At 61.6% G+C, this 21,216-nt stretch carries 19 protein-coding genes and 1 other RNA gene; 12 read left to right on the top strand and 8 right to left on the bottom strand.

Annotated elements, in window-relative coordinates:
• Nucleotides 1-10 precede the first annotated feature (10 nt).
• Both EEQ99_RS16555 and mprF read right to left on the bottom strand, forming a co-directional pair.
• Nucleotides 11-1,393 (bottom strand): virulence factor family protein, encoded by a 1,383-nt coding sequence (locus EEQ99_RS16555; protein ID WP_127430758.1) that lies wholly within the window; start codon nt 1,391-1,393, stop codon nt 11-13.
• Nucleotides 1,390-3,996, bottom strand: a complete 2,607-nt coding sequence (mprF, locus tag EEQ99_RS16550) for a bifunctional lysylphosphatidylglycerol flippase/synthetase MprF (protein ID WP_063475351.1) — start codon at nt 3,994-3,996, stop codon at nt 1,390-1,392. The genes EEQ99_RS16555 and mprF overlap by 4 nt, the downstream gene beginning before the upstream one ends.
• 235 nt (nt 3,997-4,231) lie before the next feature.
• On the opposite strand from mprF, the gene EEQ99_RS16545 reads away from it, so the two are divergent.
• Entirely contained in the window at nt 4,232-4,609 is a 378-nt protein-coding gene (locus tag EEQ99_RS16545) for a DoxX family membrane protein (protein ID WP_028755532.1), read from the top strand.
• Nucleotides 4,610-4,613: 4 nt separating this feature from the next.
• On the opposite strand, the gene EEQ99_RS16540 is transcribed toward EEQ99_RS16545, so the two are convergent.
• On the bottom strand, nt 4,614-6,674 hold the full coding sequence (locus tag EEQ99_RS16540) for a mechanosensitive ion channel family protein (protein WP_483251938.1): 2,061 nt from the start codon (nt 6,672-6,674) through the stop codon (nt 4,614-4,616).
• Between EEQ99_RS16540 and EEQ99_RS35150 the strand changes: the two genes are divergently transcribed.
• Entirely contained in the window at nt 6,565-6,897 is a 333-nt protein-coding gene (locus EEQ99_RS35150; RefSeq protein WP_244604807.1) for a hypothetical protein, read from the top strand. The genes EEQ99_RS16540 and EEQ99_RS35150 overlap by 110 nt on opposite strands.
• Nucleotides 6,898-6,932: 35 nt before the next feature.
• Here EEQ99_RS35150 and gnd read toward each other — a convergent pair whose 3' ends face one another.
• Entirely contained in the window at nt 6,933-7,964 is a 1,032-nt protein-coding gene (gnd, locus tag EEQ99_RS16535; protein ID WP_063475349.1) for a phosphogluconate dehydrogenase (NAD(+)-dependent, decarboxylating), read from the bottom strand.
• Nucleotides 7,965-8,098: 134 nt separating this feature from the next.
• Nucleotides 8,099-8,581 carry an SRPBCC domain-containing protein gene (locus EEQ99_RS16530; protein WP_028755529.1) on the bottom strand — a complete coding sequence of 161 codons (483 nt, stop codon included), beginning with the start codon at nt 8,579-8,581 and terminating at the stop codon, nt 8,099-8,101.
• Between the two features lie 68 nt (nt 8,582-8,649).
• Here EEQ99_RS16530 and EEQ99_RS16525 point away from each other — a divergent pair, with 68 nt between their 5' ends.
• The 3 genes from EEQ99_RS16525 (at nt 8,650) to EEQ99_RS16515 (ending at nt 10,677) form a co-directional block, all read left to right on the top strand.
• Nucleotides 8,650-8,982 carry an ArsR/SmtB family transcription factor gene (locus EEQ99_RS16525; protein ID WP_028755528.1) on the top strand — a complete coding sequence of 111 codons (333 nt, stop codon included), beginning with the start codon at nt 8,650-8,652 and terminating at the stop codon, nt 8,980-8,982.
• 76 nt (nt 8,983-9,058) lie between these two features.
• Nucleotides 9,059-9,595, top strand: coding sequence for a helix-turn-helix transcriptional regulator (locus EEQ99_RS16520; protein WP_028755527.1), 537 nt, complete (start codon nt 9,059-9,061; stop codon nt 9,593-9,595).
• 98 nt (nt 9,596-9,693) lie between these two features.
• Entirely contained in the window at nt 9,694-10,677 is a 984-nt protein-coding gene (locus EEQ99_RS16515; RefSeq protein WP_127430757.1) for an NAD-dependent epimerase/dehydratase family protein, read from the top strand.
• Between the two features lie 429 nt (nt 10,678-11,106).
• On the opposite strand, the gene ssrS is transcribed toward EEQ99_RS16515, so the two are convergent.
• The 3 genes from ssrS to EEQ99_RS16500 all read right to left on the bottom strand — a co-directional run bounded on the left by ssrS (nt 11,107) and on the right by EEQ99_RS16500 (nt 12,113).
• Nucleotides 11,107-11,265: non-coding RNA, 6S RNA (gene ssrS / locus EEQ99_RS16510), on the bottom strand.
• Nucleotides 11,266-11,334: 69 nt separating this feature from the next.
• A complete protein-coding gene (locus tag EEQ99_RS16505; RefSeq protein ID WP_028755524.1) occupies nt 11,335-11,712 on the bottom strand; it encodes a cell division protein ZapA in 378 nt (125 codons plus the stop codon).
• 125 nt (nt 11,713-11,837) lie between these two features.
• Nucleotides 11,838-12,113 (bottom strand): DUF4164 domain-containing protein, encoded by a 276-nt coding sequence (locus EEQ99_RS16500; RefSeq protein ID WP_012758879.1) that lies wholly within the window; start codon nt 12,111-12,113, stop codon nt 11,838-11,840.
• Between the two features lie 333 nt (nt 12,114-12,446).
• On the opposite strand from EEQ99_RS16500, the gene tkt reads away from it, so the two are divergent.
• From tkt to EEQ99_RS16465, 7 genes are all read left to right on the top strand, one after another.
• Nucleotides 12,447-14,420 carry a transketolase gene (tkt, locus tag EEQ99_RS16495; protein ID WP_127430756.1) on the top strand — a complete coding sequence of 658 codons (1,974 nt, stop codon included), beginning with the start codon at nt 12,447-12,449 and terminating at the stop codon, nt 14,418-14,420.
• Between the two features lie 82 nt (nt 14,421-14,502).
• Nucleotides 14,503-15,513, top strand: coding sequence for a type I glyceraldehyde-3-phosphate dehydrogenase (gap, locus tag EEQ99_RS16490; RefSeq protein WP_127430755.1), 1,011 nt, complete (start codon nt 14,503-14,505; stop codon nt 15,511-15,513).
• A 228-nt stretch (nt 15,514-15,741) separates the two neighbouring features.
• Nucleotides 15,742-16,056: a hypothetical protein gene (locus EEQ99_RS16485; protein ID WP_127430754.1), complete on the top strand. Its 315-nt coding sequence runs from the start codon at nt 15,742-15,744 to the stop codon at nt 16,054-16,056.
• Between the two features lie 90 nt (nt 16,057-16,146).
• Complete coding sequence (locus tag EEQ99_RS16480) at nt 16,147-16,326, top strand: hypothetical protein (protein WP_028755520.1); 180 nt, start codon at nt 16,147-16,149, stop codon at nt 16,324-16,326.
• A 493-nt stretch (nt 16,327-16,819) separates the two neighbouring features.
• Nucleotides 16,820-18,694: a potassium/proton antiporter gene (locus EEQ99_RS16475; protein WP_047616477.1), complete on the top strand. Its 1,875-nt coding sequence runs from the start codon at nt 16,820-16,822 to the stop codon at nt 18,692-18,694.
• A gap of 69 nt (nt 18,695-18,763) precedes the next feature.
• Nucleotides 18,764-19,963, top strand: a complete 1,200-nt coding sequence (locus EEQ99_RS16470) for a phosphoglycerate kinase (protein ID WP_028755518.1) — start codon at nt 18,764-18,766, stop codon at nt 19,961-19,963.
• A gap of 224 nt (nt 19,964-20,187) precedes the next feature.
• The gene (locus tag EEQ99_RS16465; protein ID WP_028755517.1) at nt 20,188-21,213 is read left to right on the top strand and encodes a class I fructose-bisphosphate aldolase; all 1,026 of its coding nucleotides are present in this window, start codon (nt 20,188-20,190) and stop codon (nt 21,211-21,213) included.
• The last annotated feature ends 3 nt before the right edge of the window (nt 21,214-21,216 follow it).

The following is a 21,216-nucleotide window of genomic DNA, read 5'->3' as shown; positions in this document are numbered from 1 at the left end:
TGGAATTGCTCTAGTCCTGCAGTCGCCTCTTCAGCCCGTCGATGATCGTCTTGGTGAGAAGGTCGTAATTCTCGTCGAAGTGATGGTCGCCGGGCAGTTCGATGACTTCGGCGCCGCTATCCTTCAGCGCCGGGCAGGCGACATCGTCATCGTCGTCCTTGCCGTAGATGCATTGCACGAGCTTCGGATCGATGTTCTTCACATCGCTGACGGGATCGCCTCCCGCCCCTTCCGTCCTCTGACCGAGCCAGCCGAGAACGGAAATGACATAGTCGACTTCGTGCGACAGCGACAATAGCGATAGTTGCGCCACCGCCGACTTTTCAGCCGGCTTGAGGAGCTGATAAGTGGCGGGTACGACATCGGCGCCGAAGGAATAACCGACGAGCAGCACATGCTTCACCTTCCACTGCTTGCGGTAGAAGTCGATGATCTTCGAAAGATCGCCGGCTGTCTCCTCCGGCTTACGCTCGGACCAGAAATAATGGAGCGAATCCACGCCGACGACAGGAATGCCTTCCTTCTGCAGCGTGCCGCCGACCTCCTTGTCGATGTCGCGCCAGCCGCCGTCGCCGGAATAGATCACCGCCATCGTATCGAAGGCGGGCGTCGCCTCGAGCACCGCCAACGGCAGGCCAAGCGGGTTGCCGAAGGCACCGGAGGCGGTGACGAGATCGTCGAGCGTATCGGCAAACACCGTCTGCGCATCATCGGTGGAATCGCGGATTTCTATCTCGGCATGGGCCTTCTTCAATGCCTCGGCATGCGCCCGGCCATCCTTGTTGGCATTAGGCGTGAAGACGGTGATCACAGGGTCCGGCAGAACGCCGTCGCTGAGTCCATAGACTGTGCGTTGACCAACCACCTGCTTGGAAGCCGGCGTGCAAAGTGCCTGGGTGAGCGGAATGCCGGCGACCGGATCGACGGCAAGCGTCTGGCCGATCGTCGCATCCGGCGTTTGCGCCGCGATCGCCAGCGCCAAGGCTCCGCCCTCGCCGATGCCGGCGACGATCGGCAGATGATAGGCGCTGTTGCCGGTCGCGCGCTGCACCTGCTGGCTCAGCGATTCGATATCCGAGACCATGTAGATGCAGCCGTCGTTGAGGCTGACGTCGTACCGGCTGAGCGCCTGGATGTAGGAGGGAAAGTCGACGCCGATGACGACGGCGCCTTCGGCGACCAGCCTGTCGGCCTCGGCCTTCTCATAGTCGCCCCAGCCGGCGGCATCCGAGATCAGCATCACCGTGCCTTTCACCTCTCCTTCCGGCAGGAAGATGTGCGGCGACGGAATGAGCCCGGTTTCGAAGCTCTGCTTGGTTTCCTCGGCGGCATTAGCCGGTGCGGCCGCGAGCATGCAGGCGCATGCCGTGGCAAGAAGGATTGTCCTGATCATTTTCTCACTACCCCTTTCAATCCGCCCCCGATCAGAAATGTCGCGTCCATCAACGCGATCATCGGATTGCCCCCTCCTGAGACCGCAAGATAGCGCGGTTGCCAGTGCGGATGAAACTTGGATTTGAATGCCCGAAGGCCTTTGAAGTTATAGAAGCGCTCGCCGTGTTCGAAAACAGTGCTGCCGATGCGGTCCCAGACGGGCGCCGCCTCGCGTTTCGACATGCCGGAAAGAGGCGCCATGCCGAGATTGAAGTGGGTGAAACCCTGTCCGCGCAGATATTCCATGATCTGCACGAAGAGAAAGTCCATCGAGCCCTTCGGTGCGTCCGGCGAGAAGCGCATCAGATCGATCGTGCTCTCCTCCCTGGATTCGGTGACAAGGATATTGGCGAAAGCGACGATCCTGCCGTCCTTTTTCAGGATGCCGACCGGCTGCGATGAAACGTAATCGGGATCGAAGGCGCCGAGCGAGAAGCCTTTTTCCTTGGCGTTGTGATGCTCGAGCCAGGCGGCGGAAACGGCGGCGAGATCATCGATGACCGAGGCTATGTCCTGCGGCTCGACGACGGCGAATTCCAGCCCGTCGCGCTGGGCGCGGCTTGCCGTCTGGCGAAGGTTCGCCCATTTGCCGCCCTTCATCTCGAAGGTCCTGAGATCGGCAACCGCCAGTTCGCCAAGCTTGAAGGCGCGAAGGCCTGCATCGGCGCAATGGGAAAGCAGCGCCGGTGAGATCTGATAGAACACCGCCCGGCAGCCGGCGGCGCGCGCCGCTTCGACGAAACGCCAGACGAGCTCCTGCACGGCGCGATGCTCGCCGACCGGGTCGAACAGTGCGATCCAGGAGCGGCCCTGCCGGCCATACATGATGAAGGCGTCACCTTTTTCCGAGAACATGATGCTCTTGTCGCCCATGCGCACCAGATTGGCGTCGGCATTGCCCTGCTTCATGACGATCTCGACGGCACGCGCCAGTGCCTCGTCCGTGGCCGGTTCCGGCCGGAAGGCCGCCGGCCGAAGCAGGCTGAAGATGGCGATCGCCGACGAGATGATGGTGATGCCGAGCACGGCGCGCAGCCCGCGCGGCGCCTCGGCGGTAAATTCGAACTGCCACCAGAGCTGGTTGCTGTATTCGACGTCACGATAAACGAAGAGCAGGATGACGACGGCGCCGACGACAATGACGGCAATCGCCATCAGCCAGGACGCCGTCAGCGCCTGGTTGAGCAGCGAGGCATGGCGGGTAAAGAGCCGGCGGCTGACGAAGAGCCCGAAGATGAGGAAGGCGAGAAAAGCGGCTTCAACCAGCGCGATCGCCTTCAACAGCGACAAGGTCAGCGCGGCGACAGCCGAGAACACCGCCACCCACCAGGCGCCGTCGAGCCGCTGGCCGAGGCCGCGTGCGGCGACGACGAGCGCCAGCCCCAGCAGGCTGGAGAGGAAATGCGCCCCTTCGACCATCGGCAGCGGCAGATAGTTGGAGAGGAATTCTAGGTTCTGGTCCGGCGTCGGCGTGACGCTCGAAAACACCAGCATGACGCCGAGCAGCAGCGCAAGAGCCGAGAGCAGCTGCGGCATCAGCCGTCCGCCGATGCGCCGCACGCTGGAGGCGGCCGGATGGTCGACGAAACGACGCAGCTCCGCCGCCGACACCGCGAGCACGGCGATCAGCAGCGGCAGCACATGGTAGACCAGCCGGTAGAGCACCAGCGATCCGAGCACGGCATCGATGTTCACCGCGCTGCCGAGCGACGCGATGATCACGGTCTCGAACACGCCGAGGCCGGCCGGAACGTGGCTGAGCACGCCGAGACCGACGGCGATGGCATAGACGGCGAGGAAGACCGGCCAGCCGATTGCCGTCTGCGGCAGCAGCACGTAGAGCACCGACGCCGAGGCGGCGATATCGAAGGCGGTGACGAGGAACTGGCGCGACCAGGTGCGCGAATCCGGCAGGCGGATTGCCACAGGGCCGAGATCAAGCACGCGCCCGTCACGGCCGATGATCATCACCGCGCCCAGGATGGCGACGATCGAACCGGCGATCAATCGCAGGAGGAAGGCGCTGACACCGATGAGCGGGCCGATCTCGTCGGCGATGATGATGAGGGCGATCGCCGCGACGCCCGCAAGCCCGAGACCGAAGGACAGCGTGACGAAGGCGATGATGCGGCCGATATCCTCCGGCGAGAGCCCGAGACGCGTATAGGCACGGTAACGGATCGCACCGCCTGAAAGCGCGCCGAAGCCGGCGGTATTGCCAACCGCATAGGCGCTGAACGCCGTCAGCGCCACATGCGGAAAAGGCAGTTTCTTGCCGATATATTCGATCGCGTTGAGGTCGTAGAAGATCAGCGAGAGAAAACTCAGCCCCGTGAAGAACAGAGCAAGCAGGATGGCGCTCGGCCGGGTTGCCGCCAGCGCGTCGACGACGTCATCGTAGCGCACCTCGTTGGTCAGCTGCATGATCGCATAACCGACAAGGCAGAAGACCACGAGTGTCGCCGCGGCCGTCAGCGGCGTTCTGTACCGTCTGAATAGCCCGCGAAAAGAAAACCCGCCGTCCGATTCTTCTATATTTTCCAAATTGCCGTGACCCGACATCTCGTACCTGTCGCAACTGCTAGCGTGGCGGGAATCATTTTTGAAAGACGTAACATAGGAGGCATGGAAGCTCTATGAAGCCATGCCGCCGCTACCCCGCCCCGCCCTTTGCGCCTCAATCATCCTCAATTGGGGCGAATTTGCGCAGGCCGGCGTCGCGGCACATTGCATTTTCGTAAGCTTCGAAAGAACTTGGCCCTACGATGGGATTTGAGATCCGGGAGAACGGTTCGATATGCAGGATAGTCCGGCCCTCATGATGCTTGTCCTCGGACGCCTATTGCTGGGCGGCCTCTATGTCGCGGGCGGGATTCATCATTTTTTCGTCATCGTGCCGTTGACCGCGGCAATCGAAGCCCGCGGCGTTCCCTTTGCAAAATGGGTACTGCTCTCGGGCAGCCTGTTCCAGATCGCGGCCGGCCTCCTGCTGATGCTGGGACTTTTCGTCGCGGCGGCGGCATTCGGCCTCATCGTCTTCACCCTTGCCGCCACCATCATGCTGCTGAATTTCTGGGACATGCAGGGTACGGCGCGCGACAGCGCGATCAATACCTGGAAAACCAACATGGCGATCATCGGTGGCCTGCTGATTGCAGCCGCCGGGGCGATGTGAGGGTTTACGCCGCCGGCTCGCTGCCCGCCCGTGCATGCGCGGCGTAGCGCGCCACGGCGGCATCAACCTCCGCGTCGCGATCGCCCGCCACCTGCACGGTCGGCACTGCGAATTCGATGTCGTTTTCCTTGAAGGCATTGCGGATCATCGCCAGCGCATTGCGGCGGATGACGAATTGCTCGCCAGGTTTCGTCATCATCGACAGCCGGATTTCGATTGCGAATTCGCCGAATTGTTCGACACCTTTCATCTTCAGCGTCTCGATGATGTGCGGACCAAATTCCGGATTTTCGAGCAGCGTCTGGCCGATCTGCTTGATCACCTTCTTCGCCTTGACGAGATCGGTGTCGTATTTGACGTTGAGGCTGATCTTGTCGATCGTCCAGTCGCGGTTGAGGTTCTTGACCGCCCCGAGTTCGCCGAACGGCACCGTCGTCAGCGGGCCGCGATGGTGCCTGAGCTTCACCGAACGCAGGCTGAAGGCCTCGACCACGCCCTTGTGGCTGCCGCTCTCGATATATTCGCCGATACGGAAGGCATCGTCCCAGAGATAGAACATGCCGCTGATGACGTCCTTGACGATCGTCTGGGCGCCGAAGCCGACAGCGACGCCGACCACACCGGCGCCGGCGATCAGCGGCCCGATCTCGATACCGAGGCCCGACAGCACCATCAGCACGGCGATGACCGCGATCACCACGGCAAGGATATTGCGGAAGATCGGCAACAGCGTATGTATCCGCGCGCGTTTGGCCTTCTCCTCATCCGTTGTTCCGCCATCCACGGATGAATCGAGCAGCTTGCCATTGATATAGGCCTTGATGACATGCCAGAGCAGGTCGGCGGCCAACAGGATGACGATGCCGCCGATGACGCCGCGCGCGATCTTGTCGACCATCGTGTCGCCCGCGGCCATCGTATCGGCGCCGACGCCGAGCATATGGCCAAGCCAGATGGCGGCAACGGCAATGATCAATGCCCGCACGCCCCGGTCGAGCAGCACCGTCGCAATCCGGCGCGTGGCCAGGAAACTTGCTTCGGTCTGCTGCAGCGATCTCACCGCAAGCGTCGAAACGGCGAGCACGCGCGGCAGCAGCAGCACATAGATGCCGAGCCAAAGCAGCCAGTTGAAGCCCGCAACCCAGATGCTCCACAGCAACAGGAAATAGACGGTGAGCGCCCAGGAGGTCCCGTGACCGCGCTTCTCGTCCTTGTGCGGCCGTGACCAGACCGCCTCTATCGCGATCAGCAACAGGCCGATGCCGAGGATATAGCCGACGAGGAGCCGGGCGCTCGGGGTATAGCCAAGCGGCTCCATCGACTGGATCGCCGCCCAGCCGAAGATGAAATAGATGACGAAGGTCGCACAGCGGCGATACCAGAAGAGCGCGACGTCACGTCCCGGCATGATCGGAGCGGTGATCCCCTGCCGTTCTTCGTCGGCCCGCGCCAGCCCGATGAGATCGACCAGCACGCCGCCGAGGCAGATCGTAAAGCGCTGGACGATGAGCGCGACGACGCAGACGATCGCGATGCTTTGGCTGAACGGCGGCCAACTGAGGCTGAGAAGCGTGAGCATGGTCGCCGCCGCGAAGATCAGCGCCGGGATGACGCGCGGCGCCAGATGCATGCCCGCCATCTCAATCAGCCGGCGGCGACGGCGGCGGAAGGCATAACGGGCAATGCTTTCGACGATCGCGCCGAGCAGGAAAATCGCCAGGAATTGCGCCACCATCCGCGGCCAGCCGGTGACGGCGATTTCACCGAAGAACAGCGAAGACGCATTGCCGACCTGCGAGGGCAGCGTCATCGCCGCATCGGAGACCATCGAGACATGCCGGCGGGCATGCTGCAGCAGACCTGACAGAACCGACATCTGGTTTTCAGACGCTGCGTTGGCCGCAGGCGTCGCGGCCATCTGCGTCGACATCCACTGCTTGACCTCGGGCGTCTGCATGAGCTCCATCATCTCACGCACCTGCGCCGGCGGGGTGGCCGCGGCAGGGACTTGCGCCGGCGGCGTTTGGGAAAAGCCGGGCGAAACAGCCGAAAAAAGCGCAAGCAATGCCAATATGCCGAATAGGACGGCCTTCAAGCCCCCTGCCATGCCACGCTTCATGACCGCCTCCGATGAAAAGTCGGCCGCCTGGATGAAGCAGCCCCAACATTTTGCAATGGATACCCGCGACCGTTGCCGCCAGCAAGCAGTAGGAAAACCATACCGATGGCTAGGAGATGCCGACATCGCCGCCCTCGAACGAAGCGCTGCGCTCGCTCTGTCAGGATGACGGCTTGTCGGAACGGCGAGTGAAACCGCCGGCCTTCAGGATTTCGGGACCGGTTTTTCCACGTGGCCGCCGAAGCCCGCGCGCATCGCCGACAGCACCTTGTTGGCGAATTCGTCATTGTCGCGCGAGGAGAAGCGGCCATAGAGCGCCGCACTCAGCACCGGCGTCGGCACGCTTTCGTCGATTGCCGCCATGATCGTCCAGCGGCCTTCGCCGCTGTCGGAAACGCGGCCGGCATATTTCGATAGTGCCGGATCGGCATGCAGCGCATCGGCCGTGAGATCGAGCAGCCAGGAGGTGATGACGCTGCCGCGGCGCCAGACTTCGGCAACATCCTGCAGGTTCAGGTCATACTGGAAGTGTTCCGGATGGGCGAGCGGGGCGGTTTCAGCGTCGACCTCGTGCGAGGCAGCGCCGATATTGGCGTGCTTCAGGATATTGAGGCCTTCGGCATAGGCGGCCATCAGACCGTATTCGATGCCGTTATGCACCATCTTGACGAAATGGCCGGCGCCATGTGGGCCGCAATGCAGGTAACCCTGTTCGGCGGTGCTGGCCGCCGCCGCTTTGGCGCTCCGGTTCGGCGAGGCTTCCGTCGTGCCGGGGCCGGGCGCCAATGTCGCGAAGATTGGGGAAAGATGCTGGACGATGCCTTTCTCGCCGCCGATCATCAAGCAATAGCCGCGCTCGAGGCCGAAGACGCCGCCGCTGGTGCCGACATCGACATAATGAATGCCCTTGGTGATGAGTTCGGCGCCGCGGCGGATATCGTCGTGGTAATAAGAGTTGCCGCCGTCGATGACGATATCGCCGTTCTCAAGCAGCGGCACCAGGCTCGCCAGCACCTTGTCGACGATCGCCGCCGGCAGCATCAGCCAGATCGCCCGCGGATGGGTGAGCTTCGAGACGAATTCCTCGAGAGAACCACTGCCGGTCGCACCGAGGCCCGTGAGATCGGCGACGCTTTCCGGCCTGGCGTCGTAAACGACGCATTCGTGACCGCCTCGCATCAAGCGCTGGACCATATAATTGCCCATGCGGCCCAAACCAACCATGCCAAGCTGCATATGAATCTCCTGGAAACCGAAATGAAGTATCGAATCCGGAAATTAGCACCCGCAGTGTGACAGGCAAGCGAAGTCTCGGTGATATTGGCGGATGCGACGATTGCGCCGCCGATCTCCTGCAAACCAATGCTTCGTCAAGCGTCAGGTGCGCTGGCCGGCTCACCCTTCATTTCGCTGAGGAACATGCCCTCGCGCAGGTTGATGCCATATTCGACGAAGGCCTTCATGCAGCAAAGCATCTGCGTCCAGCCTTCGCAGTTGAGATAGGTGCCGCGCCGGCCGGCATCGTCTTCGCGCCAGCCGGTCTCGGCGATGGTCACCAGCGTGCCGCCATCCTCCAGCGGCTTGAAGTTCATCTCTACCAGCGTCTTGTATCTTGCCTCATCCTCGCCGGTGCCGCCGTCCCATCGCAGCACGATACGGCTTTCCGGCACGAGTTCGATCACTTCGACTGGCGCATCCTTCCACCAAGTCACCGTCGTGCCCTGGACGAGCGGCGCGCTCGCCCCGCCGATCGTGGTGAAATAGCTGCTGAGTTTCTTCGGGTTGACGACGGCGTCGAATACCTCCGCCACGGGGCGGCCGATACGGCCGGAAATGCGGATTCCGAGAGACATGGCACTTCTCCTCTTCTCCATTGTGCTGTTCCATTGTACTTGGCTTCATTATGTTATAAAAATATAACATGTCAAGCGAATCAACCGACGACCCTGTTTTCAAAGCGCTGGCGCATCATCGCCGCCGCGAAATCCTTGATCTGCTCAAGGATGGCCCCCGCACCACGGGAACTCTCTGCGAGATGTTTCCTCAGATGGACCGCTGCACGGTGATGCAGCATCTGAAAGTGCTGGAGGAGGCAGACCTGGTCATCGCCAGGAAGGAGGGCCGCGAACGCTGGAACCACTTAAACAGCCTGCCGATCAAGCACATCTACGACCGCTGGATCAGCGCCTATGCCGGCCATGCGCTCTCTATACTCGACCGGCTGAGAAGCGATCTCGAAGGCCAGCCCGAATAAAATGCCGACTGTCCAACCGCCTTGTCGCCCGGCCCGCCACAGCCCTATGCTGGCGGCAAAGCATTGGACAGGACAGATGATGATAACAGGGGCCGGCATACGCCGCATGCGGCTGTTGCGCAGCATGAAGCAGGAACATCTCGCCGAACTCCTCGGCGTCAACCAGGCGACGGTCTCACGCTGGGAGCGCGATCAGCTCGCCCTCTCATCCGAACAGGCCGTCAAGCTGGAACGGATTTTCGCCGCGCCTCGACATGCGGCAGTCGATGCGGCGCTGAAGCGGCTGGTCGAGGATTCCGTTCGCCCGGTGCATCTGATCTGCGACCGGACCCACCGGCTGCTATCAGCCTCCCGCCCGCGGCAGGCGGAATGGCGGGCGCCGCTCGCTGCCTTTCTCGGCCGTTCCCTTTTTTCTTATGCTTCCGCCGAAATCGCCGCAGCCGAGCAGTCGCTGGAGGAGCGCGGCTGGCATGCAGGCAGGCTCTCGTCGCTGATTCTCGAGACCGGCGCCAACGGCAATGCGCTGCTGCCGATTGCGGCCGGGCACGTGAGCTGGGAAAGGATCATGCTTTCCGATGGCAGCGCCGGCCGCCTTGTCACGACCATCGGCTGAGCCTGCAGCTTTCCTGCATTCCCATGCATAATTTATGCGTTGTCCGGAAACCTCGGTCTTTATAGCGTCGGCCGCCGAAACGCTCAGGAGACGATGTGATGACGATACTGGTGACGGGAAGTGCCGGCCATCTCGGCGAGGCGCTGATGCGCACTTTGAGGGCGCAAAGCCGCTGGGTGCGCGGCATAGATATCAAGCCCTCGGCTTTCACCGATAGGGTCGGCTCGATCGGTGATCGCGCCTTCGTCCGGCAGGTAATGTCTGGTATCAGCCAAGTCATCCATGCCGCAACATTGCACAAGCCGCATGTGGCGACCCACGACAATCGCGATTTCCTCGACATCAATATCGCCGGGACGCTGAACCTGCTCGAAGAAGCCGTCGCCGCAGACGTCGCAAGCTTCGTCTTCACCAGCACCACCAGCACATTCGGCGCGGCATTGACGCCGGCTGCCGGCGAACCGGCGGCATGGGTGACGGAGGACGTGCTTCCGGTCGCAAAAAACATCTACGGAGTCACCAAACTCGCCGCCGAAGGCGTGTGCGAACTCTTCGCCCGCAAATCCGGCCTGCCGGTTGTCATTCTCAGGACATCGCGTTTCTTTCCCGAAAACGACGACGATCCTGATATTCGCAACGGCTATTCGCCGGAGAATGCCCAGGCCAACGAGCTTCTTCATCGCCGCGTCGATATCAGCGATGTGGCCGGCGCCCATCTACTGGCGCTCGAAAAAGCTCCGGCCATCGGCTTCGGCCGCTACATCATCTCCGCCACAACGCCGTTTTCATCAGGCGATCTCGCCGAGATCAGACGCGATGCGCCTGATGTCGTCGAACGCCTGTTTCCGGGTGCGAGCGCCCTCTATGCATCACGCGGCTGGAAGATGTTTCCGGCGCTCGACCGTGTCTATGTCAACGCGCGCGCAAGGCGGGAACTCGGCTGGCAGCCGCGATATGATTTCCGTTTCGTGTTGGATTGCCTACGCGAGAATAGGGAATGGCGAAGCCCTTTGGCGCTGGATGTCGGCTCGAAAGGCTACCATGACCAGGCCTTTGTCGAAGGGCCTTATCCGGTCCGATAGAACAACGATCTGGAATACGGATAGGCGAAAGCCCGGCATCCTCGCGGCATGGCCTTTTCGCCGAAAAGCGTCATCCAGATATTATGATCCCGTCATAGACCGTCTGACGGGGATATGGGGCGACGAAATCCAAGGCGTGTTCTGCCATCGGGAAATCGAATCCAAGGCGGGGGTGTCATTTGAAGCAGTGTCCAGCCTGCGGGCTGAGCCCGTTTTGAGAGCGCTTTTGACCGAGAGGGTATCTCTATGAAGAATGTCAGACCATAGCATCGCGGCTGTTTGCCGTGGCTCTCGCGGCATCCGCCGCCATTCCGACCGTCGCAATGGCCGAAAATTCCGCTGTCGTCGGCGGCCTCACCTTCGTCAACAAGGGCCTGGTCGGCGTTCGCCCGCCGGATGCGACGTCCCTGCCGACGATGAAAGGGAAAGGTGCGATCCACGACCACCGATGGATGTTTACGATCCTGGGTGCCTACAAACGTAGGTGGGCGCCGTGTGTCCAGGCCCACGGGCCTGGCCAGGGACAGCTCCCTTTGGATCGAGTATGGCCCCAGGGATTGTGGTTCCTGTCGAGAGGCGCAGACCGCATCGCGATATATAAGGACGTTTGCGCTGCCGCGCCAGTGGCGGTGGCAGACCGTCCTGATTTAATTGAGATCAGTTCAGGTCCGGGGCGGAGCGGCCGTTCAGCTTGTCGGTGATGCCGCGGATGCGGCTCGAAACCTCACTGAGTGCTGCCGCAAGGTTTTCTTCGGTGCGCGCGGTGGCCGCAAGCACCGTGTCGCGGTTGCCGCGCAGCGACTCGAGTTCGGATTCCAGCCCGGCGACGCGGCGCGTCAGCTCGGCAATCTCGTCCATGACCATGATGCCGGCCATGACCGTGATCCTCAGATCGCCGATTTCACCGAACTGTCCCTTGAGGTGGCCGACATAGCCGTCAAAACGGGTGGCGAGATCGGACAGGTGCTCCTCCTGCCCCTCCTCGCAGGCCATGCGATAGGCCTTGCCGTCGATCGTTACCGTCACCTGCGCCATGCCAAACTCTTTCTATAAGAGCATGATGCCGAAAAGTGTGAGCGGTTTTCGGACGACATCATGCTCTAACTTTTTAAATTAGAACAGGATTCAGATTTTGGGCCACAGCCCAAAATCATCCTGTTCTAGCGATCCAGAACCGCGCGGATCGTTTCCATGGCCGTCACCAGCCGCCGGGATACCTCGCGATTGACCTCTTCCAGCCGGTTGGCGCGGAATTCGGCCTGATCGAGCTCCTGCGCCAGCCGGGAGCGGTCGGCGTGCACGCGTCGTACCTCGCCCTCGATCTCACCCTGCTCGCGCTGCCGCTCGACGCGCATGTCGACGGCGTTTTCGAGGCTCGAAATCGCCTGTCTCAATTCGTTGAGCGCTGCTTCCATGGTTTTGCCTGTGGGCATCATGTCTTTCCGATTCCCGCACAGAATCCGCGAATCGGCACGCCGCGCCGATCCTGTGATTTCAAAAGGATATGCCGCTCGCAAACGGCCCGTCAATAAATCCTGTCACTTGCCCACCGGCCTATCCTGTGGATGAGCACTTTACACGTGCTCGCCGCAGCAGATTCGTCATTTGTATAATCGCGCGATCAAATGTCAAAAATCGCCGCTGTCCGCCCGGATTTAGCCTGCCATTTATTGACTTGCCCGTTCCAACTGCTATGTCTCTGCCGCTTTCACACGATGGTCTTGGAGGCTCGAGGCCATCCCCCGACACCCGGAACTTGCGGAAAAGCCATGACCTCTCCCGAACAACACGACCGGATGGCGAATGCGATCCGTTTTCTCGCCATGGACGCCGTCGAAAAGGCGAACTCCGGCCACCCGGGCATGCCGATGGGCATGGCTGACGTGGCAACGGTCCTGTTCACCAAATATCTGCGCTTCGATCCAAAGAAGCCGCACTGGCCGAACCGCGATCGCTTCGTGCTGTCGGCCGGCCATGGCTCGATGCTGCTCTATTCGCTGCTGTATCTGACCGGCTATCCCGACATGACGGTCGAAGATCTGAAGCAGTTCCGTCAGATCGGTTCGAAGACCGCCGGCCATCCGGAATATGGTCACGCGACCGGCATCGAAACGACGACCGGCCCGCTCGGTCAGGGCATTGCCAATGCCGTCGGCATGGCGATTGCCGAGCGCAAGCTGCGCGAGGAGTTCGGCTCCGACCTGCAGGACCACTACACTTATGTCATCAATGGCGACGGCTGCCTGATGGAAGGCATAAGCCATGAGGCGATCGCGCTTGCCGGCCACTTGAAGCTGAACAAGCTGATCCTCTTCTGGGACAACAATTCGATCACCATCGACGGTGCCGTTTCGCTGTCGGACTCCACCGACCAGATCGCTCGCTTCAAGGCCGTTCACTGGAACACCATCGAGATCGACGGTCACGATCAGGCCGCCATCGCCGAGGCGATCGAAGCCGCCCACAAGTCCGACCGCCCGACCTTCATCGCCTGCAAGACGATCATCGGCTTTGGCGCCCCAAACAAGCAGGGCACCCACAAGGTACACGGCAACCCGCTCGGTGCCGAGGAAATCGCCGCCACCCGCAAGGCGCTGAACTGGGATTACGAGCCCTTCGTCATCCCCTCCGACGTCCTCGACGCATGGCGCGCAGCTGGCACTCGCTCTGACAATATCGTCAAGGCCTGGGAGGAAACTCTCGCCAACGCCGCCGCCAAGGCCGAGTTCACGCGCCGCATGGCAGGCGAACTGCCGGAAGGCTTCGACGCCGCGATCAGCGCATACAAGAAGAAGGTCGCCGAAACCAAGCCGACGGTTGCGACCCGCAAGGCTTCGGAAGATGCACTCGAGGTCATCAACGGCTTCCTGCCGGAAACGCTCGGCGGCTCCGCCGACCTGACACCCTCGAACAACACCAAGACCAGCCAGATGCACTCGATCACACCGACGGATTTCGCCGGCCGTTACGTGCATTGGGGCATCCGCGAGCACGGCATGGCCTCTGCCATGAACGGCATTGCGCTGCATGGCGGTCTTATTCCCTATAGCGGCGGCTTTCTGATCTTCTCGGATTATTGCCGCCCGCCGATCCGCCTGGCGGCGCTGATGGGCATTCGCGTCATTCACGTCCTGACGCATGACTCGATCGGCGTCGGCGAAGACGGCCCGACGCATCAGCCGGTCGAACAACTCGCCGGTCTGCGCGCCATCCCGAATCTGATGGTCTTCCGGCCTGCCGACGCCACGGAAACAGCGGAATGCTGGCAGATCGCCATCAAGACGCACAACCGTCCTTCGGGCCTTGCTCTGACGCGCCAGAACCTGCTCGCCGCCCGTACCGAATACAGCGAAAAGAACCTCTGCGAACAGGGCGCCTATACGCTGGCCGGCAATGCCGACGCCAAGGTGACGATCTTCGCCTCCGGCTCGGAAGTCGAAATCGCCGTTGCTGCTCGTACGGCGCTTGAAGCCAAGGGCGTGACCGTCCGTGTCGTATCGGTTCCCTGCACGGAACTGTTCTTCGAGCAGCCGGACGCCTACCGCAAGGAAGTCCTCGGCAATTCGCCGGTCAAGATCGCTGTTGAAGCCGCGGTTCGCGAAGGCTGGGATGCGTTCATCGGACCGGAAGGCACTTTCATCGGTATGAAGAGCTTCGGCGCTTCCGGCCCGGTGAAGGACGTCTACAAGCATTTCGGCATCACCGCCGACGCCGTCGTTGCGGCCACCGAAGCAAAGCTTTAATGAGGGCGCCTTGAGGCGCTCTCCATCTCCTCAATTCCAGGCCCTGCCTTATCGGGCCCTACTCTATCGGGAGTGAATGCACATGACAGTCAAGGTTGCCATCAACGGTTTCGGCCGCATCGGCCGTAACGTCCTTCGCGCCATCATCGAATCCGGCCGCACCGACATCGAAGTCGTTGCCATCAACGATCTCGGCCCGGTCGAAACCAACGCCCACCTGCTGCGCTACGACTCGATCCACGGCCGCTTCCCGGCGACGGTGAAGGTCGAGGGTGACACGATCATCGTCGGCAACGGCAAGCCGATCAAGGTCACGGCGATCAAGGATCCGGCAACGCTCCCGCACCGCGAACTCGGCGTCGACATCGCGATGGAATGCACCGGCATCTTCACCGCCCGCGACAAGGCCGCCGCTCATCTGACGGCCGGCGCCAAGCGCGTCATCGTCTCGGCTCCTGCCGATGGCGCCGACCTGACGGTCGTCTTCGGCGTCAACCATGACCAGCTCACCAAGGAGCACCTGGTCATCTCCAACGCGTCATGCACCACCAACTGCCTGGTGCCGGTCGTGAAGGTTCTCGACGACGCCGTCGGCATCGACCACGGCTTCATGACCACCATCCACTCCTACACCGGCGACCAGCCGACGCTCGACACGATGCACAAGGACCTGTATCGCGCCCGCGCGGCCGCCCTTTCCATGATCCCGACCTCGACGGGTGCAGCCAAGGCCGTCGGCCTCGTTCTGCCGCATCTGAAGGGCAAGCTCGACGGCACTTCGATCCGCGTTCCGACCCCGAACGTTTCCGTCGTCGACTTCAAGTTCGTCGCCAAGAAGGCGACCAGCGTCGGCGAAATCAACGAAGCCATCAAGGCTGCTGCAGACGGCAAGCTGAAGGGCATCCTCGGCTACACCGACGAGCCGCTCGTCTCCCGTGACTTCAACCACGACAGCCACTCCTCGATCTTCGCAACCGATCAGACCAAGGTCATGGAAGGCAACTTCGTGCGCGTCCTGTCCTGGTACGACAATGAGTGGGGCTTCTCCAGCCGCATGTCCGACACAGCAGTCGCCTTCGCCAAGCTCATCTAAGAGCCTGACGATTGACTATTGTAAGCGGCCCGGGAAACCGGGCCGTTTTTTGCTATACACGCTCACGCCGCATCATTTCCCATTTCCAGCACCGGATCTGGTAGGATGGGCGGCCTTGGGCATTCGATATGCACAGGCCGTCAGTACCGGCTCGGTTCCCAAGCCGACACGGCGTCATCCATAACCCCTGCAGCCGCATCGTCGTCTCGGGGAGATAAAGAGAGATGAATGGATTACTTTACCGTTGAAATCGCCGGCCGTGCCGTTGCCAGTTTCCGCTCGGAAAACAGTGAGGAAGCGACGCATTTCTTCGAGGCGGAAGACTTTCGCGACGACCTGACCATCCTGGAATCCGAAGGCAAGCCTCTTTGGGACCGCAAAGCGGCCCTGAGCTTGCGCAAGGCGACAGCCGAGGAAGCAAGCGAGGTCGAGCACGCCTATGAATTCGACGACGATCCTGAACGGACGATCGAGGACGAGTTCGTCGTATTCCTGGTCCCGGTCGAGGATCTGACCGACGAGGGCGAGGACACAGAAGACTGAGCGAGTTGGCAATCCGCTGGCTTGGCGTGCTAGATTGAGGAAATGCGTAGCGCTGCACAATGGCTAGAATGAGCCAAGTGGAGGTGATCAATGGCAGAAGCACAAAAACGCTTGTCCCACACCAGCCTCAAACGGCGGCAGCGGTTTCACCCCAAGCGGGACGTCAGGCCTGCCGTGCTGGCAAAGGCCAATCGTCTGGTCATCTGGGTTGCCGCGTTCATTGGCCTCTCGTTTCTCGCCATCGTCATACTTCAGGCAACGTTGGGATAGCAGAGCAAGAGCCGGCGCTTCTGGCACGAAACGACAGCCGGCTGCTCTCGCTGGGCGGCCGGCATTTCCACCCGATATCGAAAAATCTCCGCGTTCAATTTCCCCGCTCTCCGCATTCGCGCCTGCAATCCATTCTTCCCGTCATTGGACAGCGCAAACGGGCCGCGTGAAAGGAGGGAGCGTGTCTTATCCTGTTGCCATTCGCAGATGCCGGCAGGAAAAATCCGTGCCCGGCTCTTTTGCCCTGCTCTCGCCTGATTTTCCTATACATTCTTTATAGAGAGTTTCTCCCGTAGCATTCCGTATCGGTTGGCCGTCCGGCAACCGTTCAGCAGCATGATGCAGCATCGCGACGAGGTTAAGCCGCAAGGCCTACCCTTCTCTGGCGTTTTGCCGTTTACTGATGGATCGCCGCGCGTGTGGAGGGGTTGAAACGGGACGGATCGGTCCGGGGTGGCCGTATTCGCGAAGCAGTCGATGGAAAGGGGTGGGCATGGAAGCGTTCTATATCGTGGTGCTGGTCTCGACGGCGCTCGTGCTTCTTGCCGCTTTTTCGAGCTTGCTCGCCTTCCGCTTCGGCGCCCCCCTGCTGCTGCTCTTCCTGATGATCGGCCTTGCCGCCGGCGTTGACGGCCTCGGCATCGAGTTCAGCAACAATTATCTCGCCTATATTCTCGGCTCCATCGCGCTGGCCGTCATCCTGTTCGATTCCGGCTTCGGCACCCCGATGCAGGCCTTCCGGCTGGCAGCCGTGCCCTCTCTGGCGCTCGCCTCGGTCGGCGTGCTGATCACCGCCTCGCTCTTTGCCGTTGCCGCCATGTGGCTTTTGAACTTCACCTGGCTCGAAGGTCTGCTGCTCGGCTCGATTGTCGCGTCGACGGATGCCGCCGCCGTCTTCTTCCTGCTGCGCATCGGCGGCATCAACATCCGTGACAAGGTGCGCTCGACGCTGGAAGTCGAATCCGGCACCAACGACCCGATGGCGATTTTCCTCACCATCGCCCTCGTCGAGGTGCTGGCGAGCGGCGAGCGTTACGCCGGCATCAATATCGGCATGCTTGCCATGTTCGTGCAGCAGATGGGCCTCGGCGTCATCCTCGGCCTGCTCGGCGGCATGATGATCGTGCTGATCGTCAGCAAGCTCGATACCGATCGCGGCCTGACGCCGATCTTCGTGCTGGCGCTCGCCCTTCTCGTCTTCTCCTTCACCGGCGCGGTCGGCGGCAGCGGCTTCCTCGCCGTCTATGTCGCCGGCATCTACGCCGGAAACCGCAAGATGCAGGCGATCGGCACCATCAAGCGCTTCCAGGACGGCATGACGTGGCTGGCGCAGATCATCATGTTCCTGGTGCTCGGCCTGCTCGCCACGCCATCGCAATTTCCGGTCATCATCGTGCCGGCCATCCTGCTCGCCCTCTTCCTGATCTTCGTCGCCCGGCCATTGGCGGTCTGGCTGTCGCTGCTTCCCTTCGATTACACGCAGCAGGAAATCGGCTTCGTCGCCTGGGTCGGTTTGCGCGGCGCCGTCTCCATCCTGCTCGCCATCATGCCGATCCTCGGCGGGCTGGAAAACGGCCAGATCTATTTCAATACCGCCTTCATCATCGTACTGGTCTCGCTGCTCCTGCAGGGCTGGACGATCAAGCCCGTCGCCAAGAAGCTCGGCCTGATCATTCCGCCGCGCATCGGCGCCGTCGACAAGGTCGAGGTCGACCTGCCGGGTGCTGCCAACCACGAACTGCTCTCCTACCGCGTCATCAAGGATAGTCCGGTGCTGCGGGGCGAGCGTATTCCGCGCTGGGCGACACCCTCGCTCGTCATCCGCGACGGCAAGTCGATGCGTTATCAATATGCCGGGCGGCTGCGCGAGAACGATCTCGTCTATCTCTTCATCGTGCCGAGCTATTCCCGCCTGCTCGACCGGCTCTTCGCCAGCCGTGCGCCTGTCGATGAAGACGACGCCGAATTCTTCGGAGCCTTCGCACTCTCCCCCGCCCGCCCCGCCGCCGATCTCGACGCCGCCTATGGACCCGGCCTGCTCAATGAATCCGAAAAGGGCCTGACGATCGCCGAATTGATGCGGCAGCGCCTGGGCGGCAAGGCCGACTATGCCGACCGCGTCCGCCTCGGCTCGATCATCCTCATCGTCCGCGATCTCGACGAGCACGACCACATCACCTCCGTCGGCATGTCGCTCGAAGCTGTGGAGCCGGCGATCACGCTGCCAATCTTCATCAATCTCAAGGACATCATCCAGCGCATCCGCGACCGGCTGAACGGGCGCCGGAACCGCGAAACCAAGGCCGCCGAAAGCGCGCCGAAAGCGGCCGCCAGAGGCGACGAAGGCACACGCGAAAACGGCCGTTGAACGCCTTGCGTCTCGAATGATCCTTGCTATGGTCGGCGCAACTTCCGCCAACCAAGACTGGATCTGCCCATGCCTTCTTTCAAGACCCTTGACGATCTCACTGACATCCGCGGCAAGCGCGTTCTCGTCCGCGTCGACCTCAATGTTCCGGTCAAGGACGGCAAGGTCACCGATACGACCCGCATCGAGCGTGTGGCGCCGACGATTCTCGAACTGTCTGAGAAGGGCGCCAAGGTGATCCTGCTGGCCCATTTCGGCCGGCCGAAGGACGGCCCTTCGCCTGATCTCTCGCTGTCGCTGATCGCCCCTTCGGTCGAGGAAGTGCTTGATCATGCCGTGCTGACGGCCTCCGACTGCATCGGCGAGGCAGCCGCCTCCGCCGTCGCCGCGATGAATGACGGCGATATCCTGCTTCTGGAAAACACCCGCTTCCACAAGGGCGAAGAAAAGAACGACGCCGACTTCACCAAGGCGCTTGCCGCCAATGGCGATATCTATGTCAACGACGCCTTTTCCGCCGCCCACCGCGCCCATGCCTCGACCGAGGGCCTTGCTCACCACCTGCCGGCCTATGCCGGCCGCACCATGCAGGCCGAGTTGGAGGCGCTGGAAAAAGGCCTCGGCGATCCCGCTCGTCCTGTTGTCGCGATCGTCGGCGGCGCCAAGGTCTCGACCAAGATCGACCTCCTGATGAACCTCGTGAAGAAGGTCGATGCGCTCGTCATCGGCGGCGGCATGGCCAATACCTTCATCGCCGCCCGCGGCACCAATGTCGGCAAGTCGCTCTGCGAACATGATCTCGCCGAAACCGCCAAGCAGATCATGATCGAGGCCGCGACCGCCGGCTGCGCCATCATCCTGCCGGAGGATGGCGTGATCGCCCGCGAGTTCAAGGCAGGTGCTGCCAACGAGACGGTCGATATCAACGCTATTCCCGCCGATGCCATGGTGCTCGATGTCGGCAAAAAATCCGTCGAGGCCATCAACGCCTGGATCGAGCGCGCTGCAACCCTGGTCTGGAACGGCCCGCTCGGCGCCTTCGAGATCGAACCTTTCGATGCCGCAACCGTTGCTGCCGCGAAATACGCCGCGGGGCGCACCGCCGCCGGCAAGCTCACCTCGGTTGCCGGCGGCGGCGACACCGTCTCAGCCCTGAACCATGCCGGCGTTGCCGACGACTTCACCTATGTCTCGACCGCCGGCGGCGCCTTCCTCGAATGGATGGAAGGCAAAGAGCTTCCCGGCGTCGCCGTCCTCAACGGCAGATAATCGCGAAACCTGATTTGACAGGTTTTACATGTGGATAGACCGTGGAGGCCAAGCGCTTTCCGCGGTCTTTTGCTCAGCGCGCGGAAAAAATCCCAGATTTTCAAACGATTGAATTGATTTCAATCGTTTCAATGACTTAGCCTTCCATTTTCCTCTCTATAAACTTCTGTTATCGCCGTCCTATATTCTTAATCGCCGATGTTTAATGCTGTGGAGAGAACGAGATGAGCGAACGACTGGAAGACATTGCAGTGCAGATGGTTACGGGCGGCCGGGGACTGCTCGCAGCTGATGAATCGACCTCCACCATCAAGAAGCGTTTCGACACGATCAATCTCGAATCGACCGAAACGAGCCGTCGCGACTACCGGGAGATGCTCTTCCGCTCCGACGAGGCGATGAAGAAATATATCTCCGGCGTCATCCTTTACGAAGAGACGCTCTTCCAAAAGGCCGCGGACGGCACGCCTTTCGTCGATATCATCCGCGCTGCCGGTTCCATTCCCGGCATCAAGGTCGATACCGGCGCCAAGCCGATGGCCAAGTATCCTGGCGAAACCATCACCGAAGGCCTAGACGGTCTCGGCGAGCGCCTTGCCCGGTATTATGAAGCCGGTGCCCGCTTCGCCAAATGGCGCGGCGTCATCGCCATCTCATCGACGCTGCCGACCCGCGGTTCCGTCCGCGCCAACGCTCAGGCGCTTGCTCGTTATGCCGCACTCTGCCAGGAGGCCAGGATCGTCCCGATCGTCGAGCCGGAATGCCTGATGGACGGCAAGCCGGGCGACCACACTATCGACCGCTGCGCCGAAGTGACCGAATCCACGCTGCGCATCGTTTTCGAGGAACTGGCCGATGCCCGCGTCAGCCTCGAAGGCATGATCCTGAAGCCGAACATGGTGATCGACGGTAAGAATGCCCGCAAAGCCTCGGTCGCGGAAGTCGCCGAACGTACCGTGCAGGTGCTGAAGCGCACGGTTCCGTCAGCGGTTCCCGGCATTGCCTTCCTCTCCGGCGGCCAGTCGACCGAAGAGGCGAGTGCGCATCTTTCCGCCATCAATGCCACAGCCGACCTGCCCTGGTTCGTTACCTTCTCCTACGGCCGCGCCCTGCAGGACAGCGCGCTCAAGGCCTGGAACGGCAAACAGGAAAACGTCGCCGCCGGCCAGCGCGAGTTCACCCACCGCGCCGAGATGAACAGCCTCGCCGCCAAGGGCAGCTGGAAGAAAGACCTGGAAAAGGCAGCCTGATTT

Origin of the sequence: Rhizobium anhuiense, assembly GCF_003985145.1 — a bacterium.
Classification (GTDB): domain Bacteria; phylum Pseudomonadota; class Alphaproteobacteria; order Rhizobiales; family Rhizobiaceae; genus Rhizobium; species Rhizobium anhuiense.
This window is presented reverse-complemented; position numbering and strand designations above follow the sequence as displayed.

Coding starts and splice junctions, on each gene's coding strand:
- EEQ99_RS16555 (WP_127430758.1), bottom strand. CDS start 1,393: ATGATCAGGACAATCCTTCTTGCCACGGCATGCGCCTGCATGCTCGCG.
- mprF (WP_063475351.1), bottom strand. CDS start 3,996: ATGTCGGGTCACGGCAATTTGGAAAATATAGAAGAATCGGACGGCGGG.
- EEQ99_RS16545 (WP_028755532.1), top strand. CDS start 4,232: ATGCAGGATAGTCCGGCCCTCATGATGCTTGTCCTCGGACGCCTATTG.
- EEQ99_RS35150 (WP_244604807.1), top strand. CDS start 6,565: ATGAGCTCCATCATCTCACGCACCTGCGCCGGCGGGGTGGCCGCGGCA.
- gnd (WP_063475349.1), bottom strand. CDS start 7,964: ATGCAGCTTGGCATGGTTGGTTTGGGCCGCATGGGCAATTATATGGTC.
- EEQ99_RS16530 (WP_028755529.1), bottom strand. CDS start 8,581: ATGTCTCTCGGAATCCGCATTTCCGGCCGTATCGGCCGCCCCGTGGCG.
- EEQ99_RS16525 (WP_028755528.1), top strand. CDS start 8,650: ATGTCAAGCGAATCAACCGACGACCCTGTTTTCAAAGCGCTGGCGCAT.
- EEQ99_RS16520 (WP_028755527.1), top strand. CDS start 9,059: ATGATGATAACAGGGGCCGGCATACGCCGCATGCGGCTGTTGCGCAGC.
- EEQ99_RS16515 (WP_127430757.1), top strand. CDS start 9,694: ATGACGATACTGGTGACGGGAAGTGCCGGCCATCTCGGCGAGGCGCTG.
- EEQ99_RS16505 (WP_028755524.1), bottom strand. CDS start 11,712: ATGGCGCAGGTGACGGTAACGATCGACGGCAAGGCCTATCGCATGGCC.
- EEQ99_RS16500 (WP_012758879.1), bottom strand. CDS start 12,113: ATGATGCCCACAGGCAAAACCATGGAAGCAGCGCTCAACGAATTGAGA.
- tkt (WP_127430756.1), top strand. CDS start 12,447: ATGACCTCTCCCGAACAACACGACCGGATGGCGAATGCGATCCGTTTT.
- gap (WP_127430755.1), top strand. CDS start 14,503: ATGACAGTCAAGGTTGCCATCAACGGTTTCGGCCGCATCGGCCGTAAC.
- EEQ99_RS16485 (WP_127430754.1), top strand. CDS start 15,742: ATGGATTACTTTACCGTTGAAATCGCCGGCCGTGCCGTTGCCAGTTTC.
- EEQ99_RS16480 (WP_028755520.1), top strand. CDS start 16,147: ATGGCAGAAGCACAAAAACGCTTGTCCCACACCAGCCTCAAACGGCGG.
- EEQ99_RS16475 (WP_047616477.1), top strand. CDS start 16,820: ATGGAAGCGTTCTATATCGTGGTGCTGGTCTCGACGGCGCTCGTGCTT.
- EEQ99_RS16470 (WP_028755518.1), top strand. CDS start 18,764: ATGCCTTCTTTCAAGACCCTTGACGATCTCACTGACATCCGCGGCAAG.
- EEQ99_RS16465 (WP_028755517.1), top strand. CDS start 20,188: ATGAGCGAACGACTGGAAGACATTGCAGTGCAGATGGTTACGGGCGGC.